The sequence below is a fragment of the Acetobacter zythi genome (assembly GCF_963921165.1).
In the GTDB taxonomy this organism is placed as follows: domain Bacteria; phylum Pseudomonadota; class Alphaproteobacteria; order Acetobacterales; family Acetobacteraceae; genus Acetobacter.
Genome location: NZ_CAWUEO010000001.1, coordinates 106,496 through 122,662 on the forward strand (window position 1 = coordinate 106,496; position 16,167 = coordinate 122,662).

At 56.6% G+C, this 16,167-nt stretch carries 14 protein-coding genes; 6 read left to right on the top strand and 8 right to left on the bottom strand.

The features are described from left to right. Positions 1-12: 12 nt before the first annotated feature. From AABE20_RS00580 to AABE20_RS00595, 4 genes are read right to left on the bottom strand one after another with little or no spacing between them, the layout of a single operon-like run. Positions 13-1,758, bottom strand: coding sequence for an ABC transporter permease subunit (locus tag AABE20_RS00580; protein WP_338331342.1), 1,746 nt, complete (start codon positions 1,756-1,758; stop codon positions 13-15). Further along, on the bottom strand, positions 1,755-2,234 hold the full coding sequence (gene dut / locus AABE20_RS00585) for a dUTP diphosphatase (RefSeq protein ID WP_338331343.1): 480 nt from the start codon (positions 2,232-2,234) through the stop codon (positions 1,755-1,757). The genes AABE20_RS00580 and dut overlap by 4 nt, the downstream gene beginning before the upstream one ends. 39 nt (positions 2,235-2,273) lie before the next feature. Next, positions 2,274-3,500 (bottom strand): bifunctional phosphopantothenoylcysteine decarboxylase/phosphopantothenate--cysteine ligase CoaBC, encoded by a 1,227-nt coding sequence (gene coaBC / locus AABE20_RS00590; protein ID WP_338331344.1) that lies wholly within the window; start codon positions 3,498-3,500, stop codon positions 2,274-2,276. A gap of 6 nt (positions 3,501-3,506) precedes the next feature. After that, positions 3,507-4,289, bottom strand: a complete 783-nt coding sequence (locus tag AABE20_RS00595) for a class I SAM-dependent methyltransferase (protein ID WP_338331345.1) — start codon at positions 4,287-4,289, stop codon at positions 3,507-3,509. 29 nt (positions 4,290-4,318) lie between these two features. Here AABE20_RS00595 and mutM point away from each other — a divergent pair, with 29 nt between their 5' ends. The 6 genes from mutM to gyrB all read left to right on the top strand — a co-directional run bounded on the left by mutM (position 4,319) and on the right by gyrB (position 12,299). Continuing rightward, on the top strand, positions 4,319-5,158 hold the full coding sequence (mutM, locus tag AABE20_RS00600; protein WP_338331346.1) for a bifunctional DNA-formamidopyrimidine glycosylase/DNA-(apurinic or apyrimidinic site) lyase: 840 nt from the start codon (positions 4,319-4,321) through the stop codon (positions 5,156-5,158). Positions 5,159-5,296: 138 nt separating this feature from the next. Beyond that, positions 5,297-5,566: a 30S ribosomal protein S20 gene (gene rpsT / locus AABE20_RS00605; RefSeq protein WP_165990377.1), complete on the top strand. Its 270-nt coding sequence runs from the start codon at positions 5,297-5,299 to the stop codon at positions 5,564-5,566. 342 nt (positions 5,567-5,908) lie between these two features. Continuing rightward, positions 5,909-7,345 (top strand): chromosomal replication initiator protein DnaA, encoded by a 1,437-nt coding sequence (dnaA, locus tag AABE20_RS00610; RefSeq protein ID WP_338331347.1) that lies wholly within the window; start codon positions 5,909-5,911, stop codon positions 7,343-7,345. A 114-nt stretch (positions 7,346-7,459) separates the two neighbouring features. Next, entirely contained in the window at positions 7,460-8,584 is a 1,125-nt protein-coding gene (gene dnaN, locus AABE20_RS00615) for a DNA polymerase III subunit beta (RefSeq protein ID WP_338331348.1), read from the top strand. Positions 8,585-8,619: 35 nt separating this feature from the next. Continuing rightward, entirely contained in the window at positions 8,620-9,768 is a 1,149-nt protein-coding gene (gene recF, locus AABE20_RS00620) for a DNA replication/repair protein RecF (protein ID WP_338331844.1), read from the top strand. A gap of 92 nt (positions 9,769-9,860) precedes the next feature. Further along, complete coding sequence (gene gyrB / locus AABE20_RS00625) at positions 9,861-12,299, top strand: DNA topoisomerase (ATP-hydrolyzing) subunit B (RefSeq protein WP_338331349.1); 2,439 nt, start codon at positions 9,861-9,863, stop codon at positions 12,297-12,299. A 95-nt stretch (positions 12,300-12,394) separates the two neighbouring features. Here gyrB and kdsA read toward each other — a convergent pair whose 3' ends face one another. The 4 genes from kdsA to tpiA form a co-directional block, all read right to left on the bottom strand. After that, a complete protein-coding gene (gene kdsA / locus AABE20_RS00630) occupies positions 12,395-13,231 on the bottom strand; it encodes a 3-deoxy-8-phosphooctulonate synthase (protein ID WP_338331350.1) in 837 nt (278 codons plus the stop codon). Continuing rightward, positions 13,228-14,862 carry a CTP synthase gene (pyrG, locus tag AABE20_RS00635; protein WP_338331351.1) on the bottom strand — a complete coding sequence of 545 codons (1,635 nt, stop codon included), beginning with the start codon at positions 14,860-14,862 and terminating at the stop codon, positions 13,228-13,230. The genes kdsA and pyrG overlap by 4 nt, the downstream gene beginning before the upstream one ends. A gap of 143 nt (positions 14,863-15,005) precedes the next feature. Continuing rightward, positions 15,006-15,350, bottom strand: a complete 345-nt coding sequence (secG, locus tag AABE20_RS00640) for a preprotein translocase subunit SecG (RefSeq protein WP_338331352.1) — start codon at positions 15,348-15,350, stop codon at positions 15,006-15,008. A gap of 27 nt (positions 15,351-15,377) precedes the next feature. Next, positions 15,378-16,118, bottom strand: a complete 741-nt coding sequence (gene tpiA / locus AABE20_RS00645; protein WP_338331353.1) for a triose-phosphate isomerase — start codon at positions 16,116-16,118, stop codon at positions 15,378-15,380. Positions 16,119-16,167: the final 49 nt, after the last annotated feature.

Sequence of the window (16,167 nt, forward strand, 5' to 3'; positions counted from 1 at the left end):
AGGTTAATCCGTTCAATTCAGTTTCAGACGGCGGGAAACATAATCAGATAAGGGACGCCATAAAAAAGCGTTCAAAAGCATCATAAACAGACACATAGCCACGGCACCCAGCGCCACGGAAGCGACATCCCCCCGCGCGGAAGCCTCAGCCATAAAACTACCAAGGCCATGCACACTGAGCGTTACATGCCCCCACTGGAGCCATTCCACAGCAATTGCCGCATTCCATGCGCTGCTGGTCGCCGCCACAAGACCCGCAAGATAATAGGGTAAAATCCCGGGCAAAAGTACCCTGCGCCACCATAACCCGCCCTTAACATTCAGGTTACGCGCGGCTTCGAGAAGGTCAGACGGGTAAGCGCTTGCACCAGCCAGAACCCCAAGGGCAATGTACCATTGCGCCCCCAGCACAATAAGTGGCGACTGCCAAAAGGTTGGCACAAATGGGCAGGCGGCCAGTCCGGCTGCCCAGAATGGAAAAAACAGATTGGCGGGAAAAACCGTGCAGTACTGAATTAACCGCTGCATACGCCCCGCATTGGATGACTTAAGCCCAAGCCAGACACCCAGAGGTATCCAGATAAGAGAAACAAGGCCAACCATCATAAAAACACGTAAGCCGGTCATGCCACCGCAAAACAGAACGGTAAGCAGCACAGGCAGACCATAAGCCGCATGCAGGTGCGGCCATGCCAGAACGCTGGCAAGCACAACCGCCAGAAGACCCATGCCCCCCACAGCCTTGCCATACCGACCTTTACCACCCTCAACCGTATGTTCCTGCACATAACGCGACCCAAGAGGCAGGCGGCTGAACCTGCGTCCAGCACTCACACAAAACAGAACACATAGGCGGAACACATGCGTGCGTCGCAAAAGCCTGAGGAACCAAGGTTCCGCAAGGTGTGGTTCTCCAACTTTGCCAGGTTGAAAACGCACAGCCCAGACAGAAAGCGGGCGGAACAAAAACTGGTCAAAAAGGGCAATAATCGCCAGCATACAGACCAGTGCTGTGAGCAACGCACCCACATTACGCTCGTTTGCGGCCTGCCGAACATAAGAGCCAATACCCGCAAAAAGCCAGTTATGGCCATCCAGCACCACGCTTTCCGCATAGAGTGCGGCAAACCAGCTCCCCCCCATGGACAGCATGGTTTTGCGCACCAGAGCGGGAATGGCAAATGGCACTTCCAACTGCCAGAACTTCTGCCATGATGTCAGCCCAAAACAGCAGACAACATCTTCCAGTTCTGCCGGAACACCATAAAACCGCTGACAAAGCACCTGCACCATGCCCCAGAACTGGCTGCACCAGATGGTCATAATAACCACCACTTCCGCACCACCAGCCTGTGTGGGCATCTGGGTACGCACAAAAGGCAGGACAAGCAGAGGAATGGCCAGAACCGGAAAAGACTGCCCAACATCCAGTAGCGGCAGCAGGCACTTTGCCGCCCAGCGGCTCCTGAAAATGAAGGCCACGCACAGAAGGGCAGACAGGAGCGACAAACCCAACCCGACCAGCATACGGCCTATGGTTTGCACTGCGTAATCTGGCAGGTACACCAACCCCAGCGGCAATGCCTCCACCACACCAGAAAACGATGGGATGACCGCAGGAAGGCAGGAAACGCAGAGCAGAATAACAGAAAAAACAATTAACCCGGCCAGCCAGCTTCCATGTTGTTCACGACACGGTGCCGGAAGCGATGAGCATAGCTCTGGCGAGAACGGAAATTCCTGCTGCCGGTCGCTCATGATGCTCCCGTTCCTGTACTGCCAAACCCTCCCGCGCCGCGCTCGGTTTCATCCAGAGTGTCGCACTCAATCCATGTGGCACGGATCACGGGCGCAATAACCGCCTGCGCAATACGCATTCCGGGTTCTATAACAAAGGCGTCCTGTCCGGCGTTCATAACAATAACGCCTACCTCACCACGGTAATCTTCATCGATAGTACCCGGAGCGTTTGGCAGGACAATACCGTGTTTAAGTGCCAGCCCCGAACGGGGGCGCACCTGCAGTTCATACCCGGCGGGCAGGGCAATGCTCAATCCGGTCGGGACCAGCCCTCTCTGCCCCGGCTCAAGGCGCATGGGCGCCTCAAGTGCTGCCAGAAGATCCATACCAGCCGCACCGCTTGTTGCATATGCTGGCAGAGACAAGCCCAGCCCGTGAGAAAGTCGCCGAACCTTTATACCTACGGTGCCGGACGGTTTTTCAGAGGCGGACATGCACTGCTCCTTGGATTTCAACCAGATATTGTATCAACGCTATTCAGAAAGCCAGACCGTTATACGCGCGGCCAGCTGTTTTGCCACCTCTGCTTTGCTCGCTCTGGGCCACGGTTCAACACTATCCGCCGTTATCAGCACGACCTGATTTTCCTGCCCACCCATTATGCCGGTCTGGGGGCTTACATCATTCGCCACAATCCAGTCGCACTGTTTGCGCTGCCGTTTGGCCGAGGCATGGGCAATCAGATTTTCAGTCTCGGCGGCAAAACCAACCACCAGTTTAGGCCTGTCCGGCCCCGGAACTGAAAGCTCGGCGAGAATATCGGGATTAGGCACCAGATTTATGGAGGGCGCGGCATCTAGTGCGCCTGTTTTTTTTATTTTTTGTCCGGCCTCATGCGCGGGCCTCCAATCTGCAACGGCTGCCGTGCAGACCGCCACATCAAAATGCCCGCTCCCCATGGCAAGAGCATGCATCTCACGCGCGGTCTCACACGCCAGATACGTCACGCCCGCAGGGGGAGGGAGGGAGACTGGCCCGCTTACAAGCGTGACATCGGCTCCCAGATCAGCCAGCGCCGCAGCAAGGGCAAACCCCTGCTGGCCCGATGACCTGTTGGCAAGGTAGCGCACAGGATCCAGCGGTTCATGCGTTGGCCCTGCAGTAACCAGTGCGCGCCGCCCGGCCAAAGGCCCAACCTTGTTTTGTTGCTGCCTAAAAAAAGCCAGCACAGCATTTTTGATATCAACAGGCTCAGGCATGCGCCCCGGCCCAAACTCGCCACAGGCCATGGAGCCACACGCGGGGGGGAGTATCCGCACGCCGCGTTCAGCCAGCAACGCCACGTTGGCCTGTGTTGCGGGGTGCTCCCACATCCGTACATTCATGGCGGGTACGGCCATTACGGGTGCATCTGTCGCCAGCAGCAATGCGCCAGCCAGATCATCCGCCATGCCGCCCGCCATACGCGCCAACAGATTGGCCGAAGCCGGGCAAACCAGCAGAATATCCGCCCAGCGCGAAAGAGCAATATGCCCCATTTCCTGCTCGGCAGTCAGGGAGAACAGGTCTGTATGCACGGGCTGACCACTCAGGGCCTGCAACGTCAAGGGCGTTACAAACTGCTGCCCTCCCTTGGTCAGCACGCATCGGACCTGCATGCCTTCCGCCTGCAAAAGACGCACCAGTTCCGGCGCCTTGAAGGCGGCTATACTACCGCCAACAATCAGCAGTACCGAGCGGGAAGGGGAGGCAGCAGCCATACCAGATCAGATACGCCAGCCAGAATGGATGGCAGCGATCCCACCGGAGAGAGACTGATAACGAACATGGGACAGCCCCGCCTCGCGGAACATATCCGCCAGTGTTTCCTGATCCGGGAACATGCGAATGCTTTCCGCCAGATACTGGTAGCTTTCCCGGTCCTTGGCCACAATTCCCCCCATGGCGGGGAGCACCTTAAAGGACCACGCATCATAAATAGGTGCGAGTGCGGCAACCTGCACGCGGGAAAATTCCAGACACAAAAAGCGTCCACCGGGTTTGAGCACACGCCTTGCCTCGCGAATAACCGCAAGCTTGTCCGTGCAGTTGCGCAGACCAAAGGCAATGGACACCCGGTCCACGGACATATCCCTTACGGGTATGGCCTCGGCATCCACCACGCAGAAGGAAAGGTCGGAGACAAGCCCGCGATTAAGAGCGCGATCACGCCCGACAGAGAGCATGCTGCGGTTAATATCGGTCATGACAGCCGGACCACCGCCCGCTTTAAGCCAGCCGAATGAAATATCGCCCGTACCACCGGCAAGGTCGAGCAACGTCAGGCCGGGCTGGGGGCCGAGTTCCGTCACGAATATGCGCTTCCATATTCGGTGGATTCCCAGCGACATGATGTCGTTCATCACATCATACTGCCCGGCCACGCTGTCGAACACGCCGCGGACGAGGTTTTTCTTTTCTTCCTTCCTGACGGAACGGAAGCCAAAATCCGTTTCTTCCACTGTTACGTCAGAAGGAGCGGGGGAGGGCGCAAAAGAGTTGTCGGTCATGGGTTTCCTCTATACCCTGCTTTATAGCCATGCCGGAACTCCCCGAAGTAGAAACCGTGATGCGCGGTATGCAGATAGCCCTGCAAGATCGCGCCATTGTGCAGACCATTATCCGTCGGCACGACCTGAGATGGCGGATTCCTGCCGATTTTTCGCAGCAGGTTACAGGCTCGACCATCCAGAGCTTTTATCGGCGCGGCAAATATATTCTTATCCGTCTGTCCTGTGGGCAGTCGATTGTTCTGCATCTGGGCATGTCCGGGCGGGTGCTACTCGATTCTCCACAAACGCCGCAAGCACATGAGCATGTGGTGTTTGTGACGGATGACGGCAAACGCTGCGGCTATATTGACCCCCGCCGCTTTGGCATGATGGACCTTGTTCCCACCCACGCGGAAGACACTTACCGTGCTTTTGCCAAAATGGGGCCAGAACCACTGGGCAACGCCTTTAGCCCGCAAACGCTGCTGGATGCCTGCAAAGGACGACGCACCCCCATAAAACCCTTCCTGCTGGACCAGCAGGTTGTGGCCGGGCTGGGCAATATTTATGTGTGTGAAGCCCTGTTCCGGGCCTCCATTGCCCCCACCATGCCCGCCTGCGCACTTACTCCACGGGCTGCTGGCGTTCTGGTTCGCGCCATTCGTTCCGTTTTGCAAGAAGCCATTGCCGCAGGTGGCTCCAGCCTGAAGGATTATGCCCGACCAGAGGGTGGTCTCGGCTATTTCCAACATGCATGGCAGGTTTATGGTAAAAAAGGACAGCCTTGCCCCAAGTGCCCCGGCACGCCAAAATGCGCGGGTGTACAGCATATGACACAAGCCGGACGCACCACTTTTTTCTGCCCGCAACATCAGAAAATCGGGTAAAATTGGAGCGCTCGGACCGGAACATGCTTGACTGAAAGCGCATGCGTGCATTACAGCACCGCTTACTCTTTGTGCTAACGGGCTATCCGGCGCGTTGGTGCCTTACTTTTTTCTTAGTGCTGGACAGAATAGAAACTCATGGCGAATATCGCTTCGGCGCGTAAGCGCATCCGGCAGACCGCAAAGCGGACTGCCCGTAACACGGCCCGCAAATCCCGCATGCGTACTTTCATCAAGAAAGTAGAAACCGCAATTGAATCCGGGGATCAGGCAGCCGCTCGTGAAGCTCTGCGCGTTGCACAGCCGGAAATCCAGCGTGCAGCAAGCAAGGGCGTTGCTCACCACAACACAATTGCACGCAAGATTTCCCGCCTGTCCGCCCGCATCAAGGCGCTGGCAGCAGCATAATCAAGCGATCAGGTAACCTGCAAAGGTTGCCTAAGTGATTGTTTGCAGCAAAGCCGAATCATCGTGCCGATGGTTCGGCTTTGCTTTTTGTGTGGGTGCGTTCCCCCACAGTCCTGCCCTGCAACACGGAAATGCTTTTTCATTGCCCGCAGGCGTGACACTGCTTTATTCTGGTGAGAATGCCCCTTGAGCAAGCCTGACCAAAAAGAGTATCCACGGTCACGCTGAGGCAAGGCACTCGGCATCAGGACAAATTGGCACCGGAGGCTTGGGCGTAAAGCACAGGCACCGTTAAGTTTTTCGCGCAGCCTATGCGCTTTTAATGACCGCTCGGGAGCAAAAATGACAATCGGAGTGGACGATGACGAAAGCGCCTTTTCCCGACTGGAAGACAACAAGGGGCTTGCGGAATCGTGGCTGCGTATCTGTGGTCGCCTGAAAGGTGAGGTCGGGGAGGTTGAATACCGTACCTGGCTAACCCAGATCGCCCTTGGTCCGATTGATGGTGATGAAATTACGCTCCTTTTGCCAACCCGCTTTCTGCGCGACTGGGTTCGCAGCCAGTACGGAGACCGGTTGAACGAGTTGTGGCATAATGAAGTGCCATCTCTGCGGCGCGTAGAGCTACAGGTTGCCCGCCCCGGCGACCCAGCCCCGCTCCAACTGGCTGAAGTCCCCTCCACACCAGCAAGTGCTGCTCCCGCAGTGGACGAGGCCAGCCCCGCAGGCCGCCCCGTTGCCGAAGTGCGCAGCGACCTTGTGACAGCGCTGGATAGCCGCTTTACCTTTGATACATTCGTGGTGGGTAAACCCAACGAATTTGCCTATGCCTGCGCACGCCGGGTTGCGGAAAAGCCGTCTAGCGTCGGTTTTAACCCGCTTTTCCTGTATGGTGGCGTTGGTCTGGGTAAAACGCATCTTATGCATGCCATTGGGGCGGAACTGGTTAAGAGCGGCAATGTGTCGGTGGCCTATATGTCCGCCGAAAAGTTCATGTACCGCTTTATTGCCGCCATTCGCTCGCAATCCACGATCGAGTTCAAGGAGCAGCTCCGCTCCGTGGATGTCCTGATGATTGATGATCTTCAGTTCCTGATCGGGAAGGACAATACGCAGGAAGAGTTCTTCCACACTTTTAACGCGCTGGTGGACGCCGGGCGGCAGATTGTGGTTTCGGCCGACAAATCTCCCTCCGATCTGTCCGGTTTGGAAGACAGGCTGCGGACCCGGCTGGGCTGCGGCATGGTGGCTGATATTCATGCCACGACCTTTGAGTTGCGCATTTCCATTCTGGAAGCCAAGGCTGCGGCCTCTGGCGTGGTGGTTCCGGCAAAAGTGCTCGAATTTCTGGCGCACAAGATCACATCCAATGTGCGCGAACTCGAAGGAGCGCTCAACCGCCTGATCGCCCATGCCAACCTGTTTGGTCGCCCGGTAACGCTGGAAGCCACGCAGGATGTGCTGCACGATATTCTCAAGGCTCACGACCGGCGCGTGACCATTGAAGAAATTCAGAAAAAAGTGGCCGAGCACTGGAACATCCGCCTGACCGACATGTCCTCCGCCCGCCGTGCCCGCAACGTGGCGCGCCCCCGGCAGGTCGCCATGTATCTGGCCAAACAGTTGACCAGCCGCTCACTCCCCGAAATTGGCCGTAAATTTGGTAACCGCGACCATACGACTGTCATGCACGCCGTAAACCGCGTGACAGAACTGATGGAGCGGGACGCAGCGTTTGCAGAAGACGTGGAACTGATGCGCCGCATGCTGGAAAGCTAAAAAACCAGCATATCCAAAAGGATTGACGGATAGGCGCGGCCTGTTAGTTATGGATAAGACGGGTTCCAGCTCCGCTCAGGAGTGCAGGACTTGCTGTGCAGGAAAGAGGGATCAATGAAATTTTCGGCAGAGCGCGCAACGCTCCTTAAGGCGTTGGCTCATATCCAGAGCGTGGCGGAAAAACGCAACACCATTCCCATTCTCGCCAACGTGCTCATGCAGGCCACCAACGGGCAGTTGTGCCTGAAGGCCACCGACATGGAGATCGAGGTCGTTGAGAGCGTTCCTGCCACCATAACGCAGGAAGGGGCCACAACCGCACCCGCCTCCGTGCTGTATGAAATCGTGCGGAAACTGCCCGATGGGGTAGAGGTTGAACTCGACCAGACCGATAGCGATGGTCAGCTCCACCTGCGTGCGGGGCGCTATGCCACACACCTGAACGTACTGAGCGTGGACGATTTTCCATCCATGGGGGCAGGGGAGTTCCCGCACCGGTTCCAGTTGAACGGCGGCATACTGCGCTCCCTCATTGACCGTACACGGTTTGCCATTTCCACCGAGGAAACACGGTACTACCTGAACGGCATTTACCTGCATGCCGCAGACATTGACGGCAAGCCAACGCTGCGCGCTGTTGCAACGGATGGCCACCGCCTTGCGCGCGTGGAAGCCGAAATGCCCGCAGGGGCCGCAGGTATGCCCGGCGTTATTATTCCGCGCAAAACCGTGGCGGAACTACGCAAACTGATTGATGAAGCGCCAGAAGAAATTGCCGTTGCTCTTTCTGAAACCAGAATTCAGTTCACGGTTGGTCCGATTACCCTGACCTCCAAACTGATTGATGGCACATTCCCCGAATACGAACGCGTCATTCCGCGCAACAATACCCGTATTCTGCGCGTGGGCAAAAAAGATTTCTCCGATGCTGTGGCCCGTGTTGCCGCCATTAGTCAGGAACGCTCCCGACCGGTCAAACTTATGCTTGAACCCGGCCTTCTTACCCTATCGGCCAGCAGTGCCGAGCAGGGAACCGCCAAGGAAGAGCTGGACGATAACCGGATTTCCTATGATTCCGAAGCGCTCGAAATCGGCTTTCAGGCCCGTTACCTGAACGACATTACCGATCAGGTGGAAAAAGAAGTCGAATTCTGCTTCGCTGACAGCGCATCCCCCACCATTGTCCGGGATGTGGACAGCCCATCCGCTCTGTATGTTCTAATGCCGATGCGCGTGTGACAACCACCACACAGCATGATCATCTTTCTTCCTCCCTGTTCGCCAGCAGGGGGGAGGAACCTTCTACACGGTTACAACTGGCCAGACTGTCCCTCTGCCGCTTTCGTAACTACGACCAGATCACCCTTTGCCCGCAAGCGCCCATTCTTGTCCTGACCGGGGAGAATGGCAGCGGCAAAACCAATCTGCTCGAAGCCATATCGCTCCTGACACCCGGCCGAGGATTGCGTGGCGCGCCACTGGGCCAGTTTGGCCAGAACGGCAGCACCCACTGGGGTATTGCCTCCCATATGCTGGTAGATGGCGAAACCATGGAACTGGGCACGGGCCTGCAACCCGGAGCAGACACACCACGCCGTATATTTTTGCTCAATGGCAAACCCCTGCGCAACCAGAATACGTGGGAAAACCCTTTGGCCGCTGTGTGGCTAACCCCACAGATGGACCGGCTGTTCAGTGAGAGCACTTCGGGCCGCCGCCGCTTTCTGGACCGGTTGGTCATGGCGGCATATCCCCACCATGCCCGTGAACTGGCCGCCTATGACCGCGCCATGAGCCAGAGAAACCGCCTGCTACAGACCCGCTCCAATGAGCAGGTCTGGCTTTCCGGGCTGGAGGCCGCCATGGCGCGCCACGGCGTATCGGTTGCAGCCGCGCGCAACGAGACCGTTCGACAGATCAACCTTTATGCCCAGCAGGACATGGATGCATTTCCCGCAGTGCAGGTCCGACTGCTCTGCGCCATAGCAGACAGGCTTGAGCACACCCCTGCTCTTCAGGTGGAAGACTGGCTCAAGGAGCAACTGGCTGCCTCTCGCACGGTAGACCGTGAAAAAGAGCGCTCCAGCCTTGGTGTGCACAAGAGCGATTTCCAGCTTACCGACCTTAAAAAAAACCTTTCCGCCGCACTGGCCAGCACCGGGCAGCAGAAATCTCTGCTGATCGGGCTTATTCTGGCGCATGCCCGGCTGGTCAGGGACCACAGGGGAACAGCCCCCCTGTTGTTACTGGATGAGCCTCTGGTTCATCTGGATGAGCAGCGCCGGCTATCTTTGCAAAAAATTCTACAAAATTTTCAAAGTACTGTGCTCATAACCGGAACGGATCGCGCACCTTTTGCGCCATTACAGGGCCATGCCCAGTTTGCAACACTCAGGCAGGGCGCTTTTTTGTCGATCTGCTGACAAAAGGCACCTTCGGGCGCTGGTCGCAATGCCGTGGGCAGAGTATAAGGCTGGATGGCTTCCATTCTTTTTTTGCGGAGTGCAGCATTCTTATGACAGACCTCTCTCAGCCTACGCCATCTGCTGGTACCGAAGAGTATGATGCCGCGTCTATCTCTGTGCTGAAGGGGCTTGATGCTGTCCGCAAACGGCCCGGAATGTACATCGGTGATACTGATGATGGTTCCGGCCTGCATCACATGGCATTCGAGATCATTGATAACGCGGTGGACGAGGCGCAAGCCGGTTTTGCATCGCGCTGTGTTCTCACCCTCAATGCGGACGGCAGTGTGACCGTTCGGGATAACGGACGCGGCATTCCAACCGACATGCACCACGAGGAAGGCATTAGTGCCGCCGAAGTGGTGTTGACCCGCCTGCATGCTGGCGGCAAGTTCAACCAGAACTCCTACAAGGTTTCGGGCGGGCTGCATGGTGTGGGGGCGGCCGTTGTCAACGCCCTTTCGGAATGGATGGAAGTACGCATCTGGCGCAATGGCAGCGAACACTGCATCCGCTTCCATGATGGCGAGCGTGACGCACCACTCGAAGTTGTCGGCCCGTCGTCGGAAGAATCTGGTACGCAGGTCACCTTCAAACCCAGCTTGCAGACATTCCCGCGCATTGAGTTTGATTTTACCATTCTTGAACGCAGGCTGCGTGAACTGGCGTTTCTGAACTCCGGTTTGGAAATTATTCTGCGCGATGCCCGCGTTACCCCTGTGCGGGAAGAAACCTTTTACTATGAAGGCGGGCTGGAAGCCTTTGTAAACTGGCTGGACCGTTCGCGCACATCCCTGATCTCTCCGCCGATTACCGGCAGTTTGGAAAACCCGGACAACGGGATCAAGGTTGAGTTCGCGCTGAGCTGGAACGATAGCTTTCACGAAACCATGCTGTGCTTTACCAACAATATTCCGCAAAGGGATGGCGGTGCGCATCTGGCTGGTTTCCGTCAGGCGCTAACCCGCGTTGTGGGTAAATACGCCGAAAGCATTGCCAAAAAAGACGCGCAGTCCTTACAAGGCGAAGATATGCGCGAAGGCCTGACCGCCGTTCTGTCGGTTAAAGTGCCCGACCCCAAGTTTTCGTCCCAGACCAAAGACAAGCTTGTCTCTTCCGAAGTGCAGCCCGTGGTCCATGCGGCAGCAGCGGATATTATTGCCCACTGGTTTGAAACCCACCCCAAGGAAGCCAAGGTTGTTGTGTCCAAGGTTCTGGATGCTGCTTCCGCCCGCGAGGCCGCGCGTAAAGCGCGTGAACTCACCCGCCGCAAGGGTATTCTGGACGTTTCATCTCTCCCGGGTAAGCTGGCAGACTGTCAGGCGCGCGACCCCGCCAAAGCTGAACTGTTTATTGTGGAAGGGGATTCCGCAGGTGGTACGGCAAAGCAGGGCAGGGACAGGCGCTTTCAGGCCATTTTGCCACTCAAGGGTAAAATCCTGAACGTGGAGCGTGCGCGGTTTGACCGCATGCTTGGCTCGGCTGAAATTGGCACGCTGATTACAGCTCTGGGCACAGGCATTGGCCGTGGGGAAGTGGATCAGGGCGGTTTTTCGATCGAAAAACTCCGCTACCACCGCATTGTCATCATGACCGATGCTGACGTGGATGGTTCTCACATCCGCACCCTGCTGCTGACGTTCTTCTTCCGGCAGATGCCAGAACTGATTGAACGCGGTTACCTCTACATTGCCCAGCCTCCGCTTTACCGGGCCAAGCGCGGCAACGAGGAAACCTATCTGAAGGACGATGCGGCACTTGAGCAGTACCTGCTGGATAAAGCGCTCAATAACGCCAGCTTTGTTTATGCCGATGGCCGCACAGTCAGCGGCACGGAACTGGAAGCCGATCTGCCATTTGTTCGGCAGTCCTGTCAGGCGATCTCACGCATTTCCACACGTATTCCAGCGTGGATTGTTGAGCAGGTTGCCCTTGCTGGTGCGTTAAGCACAGATCTGGATCAGCTCCAGCAGCGTATGCCCGCTCTGCAACAGCGACTGGATGCCGCATCCCCTGCGACTGAACAAGGCTGGAAAGCCGTGGCAAGCGTGGATGGTGTGGAACTGGCCCGTAATGTGCGCGGTGTTGGAGAAGTCTACCGTATTGACCCCGCCACATTGGCTGGGGCTGATGCGCGCTGGCTGACATCCCAACTTGCCCGTCTGCAAAAGGATTTTGAGACCGGCGTTGTGCTGAAGTTCGAAACAGCAGAACACCACCTGAATGGACCGTCTGATCTGTTCACACGTCTGCTTGCACAGGGTCGCAGAGGGCTTGCCATTAATCGTTTCAAAGGTCTTGGTGAAATGAACGATGCGCAGCTCTGGGAAACCACACTAGACCCGGCCATGCGTACTTTGTTGCAGGTTCGTGTTGGAGACGTGGAAGACGCAGGCGATGTGTTTACAACCCTGATGGGCGATGTGGTTGAACCACGCCGTGACTTTATTGTTGGGAATGCGCTTAAGGTTGCCAATCTGGACGTGTAAACACACTCCAATACCCACACATAAAAAAGACGCCACGAAATCCAATCCGTGGCGTCTTTTTTTTATGCTCTGTGATGAAACTGAAAAGCGATACGCTACAGCCCCTTGATCAGGCAATCTATGGCCCGAAACTGTTTGAGCAGGGCGGGTAGGCTGCTAATGGGCAACATATTAGGCCCATCACTTGGAGCCTTATCCGGGTCTTCATGTGTTTCAATGAACAACGCGGCAACACCAATCGCCAAAGCTGCACGGGACAGGATGGGAGCAAACTCCCGCTGTCCGCCACTCGCCCCCCCCAATCCGCCGGGTTGCTGCACAGAATGTGTTGCATCAAAAACAACAGGAAAACCCGTCTGGGCCATAATGGGCAGACCGCGCATATCATTTACCAGCGTGTTGTACCCAAAGCTGGTGCCACGTTCACACAACAAAACACGGTTATTGCCGGTCGAGGCAACCTTGGCGGCAACGTGTGACATATCCCACGGCGCCAGAAACTGCCCCTTTTTAACATTAACCGCAGCCCCGGTCTGGCCTGCGGCCAGAAGCAGATCTGTCTGGCGGCACAAAAATGCGGGAATCTGTAGCACATCCACCGCTTCGGCCACCGGAGCACACTGCTCCGCGGTATGCACATCTGTCAGGACCGGCACATCATATGTCTGGCGAATATCAGCCAGAATGGCCACGCCTTCCTTCAGCCCGACACCTCGTGTGCTGGAAAGGCTGGTACGGTTGGCCTTATCAAAAGAGCTTTTATAGATCAGGCCCACACCCGCGGCCTGACATATTTCCTTCAGAGCCGCCGCTGTTTCCCCAGCATGGGCGGCCGATTCAATCTGGCATGGACCCGCGATCAAAACAAAAGGCAAATCATTGCCGATCGCCAGTCCGCCAATTTTTACCGGCACGCCAGCAGGGAAGGTCATGCCTGCTTTGCCTTGGCTACAGCCGCGCCAACAAATCCGGCAAACAAAGGATGTGGCGCAAAGGGGCGTGACTTGAGTTCGGGGTGGTACTGCACAGCAATAAACCACGGGTGATCCGTATATTCCACCACTTCAGGCAGAATACCATCGGGCGACAGCCCCGAAAAACGAAGACCGGCTTTTTCCAACTGGTCCTTGTAATGGATGTTCACCTCATACCGGTGCCGATGCCGCTCGCGAATAGTGGTGGTGCCATAGGCCTCTGCCACGCGTGAACCAGCAGCCAATGTTGCCGGGTAAGCGCCAAGGCGCATGGTGCCGCCAAGCTCTCCACCTTCACTGCGACGCAAACGTTCGTTCCCACGTGCCCATTCCGTCATCAGGCCAACAAGCGGTTCTTCCGTACGTCCGAATTCGGTGGAGGATGCATCACTCAACCCGGCCAGATTGCGAGCACATTCAATAACCGCCATCTGCATGCCAAAACATATCCCCAGGAACGGAATGCCTTTTTCACGCGCATAACGAATGGCTTCAATTTTGCCCTGAGACCCACGCTCGCCAAAACCGCCGGGGACCAGAATAGCATCCACGCCGCCCAGTTTTTCTTCCAGCGTGGCCGGATTTTTTTCAAACTGCTCCGAATCAATCCAGTCGAGTGTCACTTTAACACGGTGGGCAATGCCGCCATGGAGCATGGCCTCATTCAGAGATTTGTAGCTGTCGAGCAATGCAGTATACTTGCCAACAACAGCCACCCGGACTTCGCTGGCTGGATGGCGCAGGGCGTCCACAATATTCTGCCAGTTGGTAAGGTCGGGTTCCTCCGCAAAGGGCAGACCAAAGTAACGCAGAACTTCCGTGTCCATCCCTTCCGCATGGTAGGAAAGGGGGCAGGCGTAAATTGTATCTACGTCACGCGCGGCAATAACGGCTTCTGGGCGCACGTTACAGAAGTTTGCAATCTTGCGGCGCTCGGTCGGGGGGATGGGCCGGTCACAGCGGCAGAGCAGAATTTGCGGTTGAATGCCAACATTCTGCAATTCCTTGACCGAATGCTGGGTTGGCTTTGTTTTCAGCTCCCCAGCAGACGGAATCCACGGCAGCAATGTCAGATGGACCACCATGGTCTGGTCCATGCCAAGGTCATTGCGCAACTGGCGGATAGCCTCAAGGAAAGGCAGACTTTCAATATCCCCCACGGTGCCGCCAATTTCGACCAGAACAAAATCCAGATCGTCGGTGTTGGCGACCACAACATCCTTAATGGCGTCTGTAATATGGGGGATGACCTGCACAGTCGCCCCCAGATAATCCCCGCGCCGTTCCCGCACGATTACGTCGGAATAAATACGCCCGGTTGTCGCATTATCCTCTTTACTGGCGTTTACGCCGGTAAAGCGTTCGTAATGCCCCAGATCAAGGTCTGTCTCCGCGCCGTCATCCGTTACAAACACCTCACCATGCTGGTAAGGGCTCATGGTGCCGGGGTCCACGTTCAGGTAGGGGTCCAGCTTGCGCAGGCGGACCTTATAGCCACGCGCCTGCAAAAGTGCTGCGAGAGCGGCTGAAGCAATGCCCTTGCCTAGAGAGGACACCACACCACCAGTAATAAAGACAAAGCGTGTCATGAGCAGAATTCCTACACGGACTGGAGCGGGTGGAGAGAGATAAACAAACACAATCCACCGCATACATTGCTGCATGCGGGGGACAAAAATTCATGGCCTTCTCTGTGTATCAGACGGATATCAGAGAAGGATGTCAGCATTTTTCAGGGCTTGGCAGCCGCGGGGGGTGCCTGTGTCTGAACCGCTGGTGGCGCAGAGGTGGTGACTGGAGCGCTTTCCACCGGCGGCTGGGCCAGAATATCATGCCCAGCGCCGCTTACGCCGCCTTTATAAAGCATTGCAAGCAGGAGCGAGAGCAGCATGAACAGGCCCGCCAGCACGGCAGTGGTGCGGGTCAGCAGGTTTGCCGTCCCGCGACCGGACATGAAGGCTCCCATACCCTGACTGTTACCAATACCAAGGCCGCCACCTTCGCTCCGCTGGATCAGCACAACGCCAATCAGAGCAATAGTGACACAGAAATGCAGGATCAGCAGGGCTGTCGTCATGTCGGGTTCCAGATCAAAGCAGCGATGTCAGGCAGCGGATGCTGCGTTGACAATAGAAAGAAATGCATCCGCCTTAAGGCTCGCGCCACCAACCAGTGCGCCCGCGACCTCGGGAATGGAAAGAACGGAAACAGCATTCCCGGCGTTTACGGACCCTCCATACAGGATTTTGATAGCTTTTCCAGCCTCTCCAAACTGTCGGACCAATTCCGCACGCAGAAAAGACATGGTTTGGGCTATCTGGTCAGTTGTCGCGGCAAGCCCCGTTCCAATGGCCCAGATGGGTTCGTAAGCCACAATACCGGCAAAACCATCGGGAAGCGAGCCTTTGATCTGCCAGCCAAGCACATCTTCATATTCACCACTGTCGCGCTGGTCTTCCGTCTCGCCAATACAAACAATGGGGGTCAGGCCAGCTTTGGTGGCGGCTACGGCTTTTTCACGCACGGTTTCGTCCAGCTCGCCATGCTCTTGCCGCCGTTCGGAATGACCGAGAATCACATAACTCACACCAAGGTCTGCAAGCATGACGGGAGAAATGTCCCCCGTATGCGCCCCGGCCGCGTCCTTGTGGCAATCCTGCGCACCAAGACCAATGGGGGAGGTTGCCAATGTGGGCTGGACAAGCGCAAGCTGCGTAAAGGGCGGGCAGACGACCACATCCGGCGCGGATGCGGGCAGACCACCAACAAGGGCCTGCACCAGCGCCTGCGCGTCCTGGCGTGTGCCATTCATTTTCCAGTTGCCGACAATAATCTGTCTGCTCATACCCTTCCTCCAGTTCCTGTGCTGCCAAGTGCAACCTGTGCGTCTACCA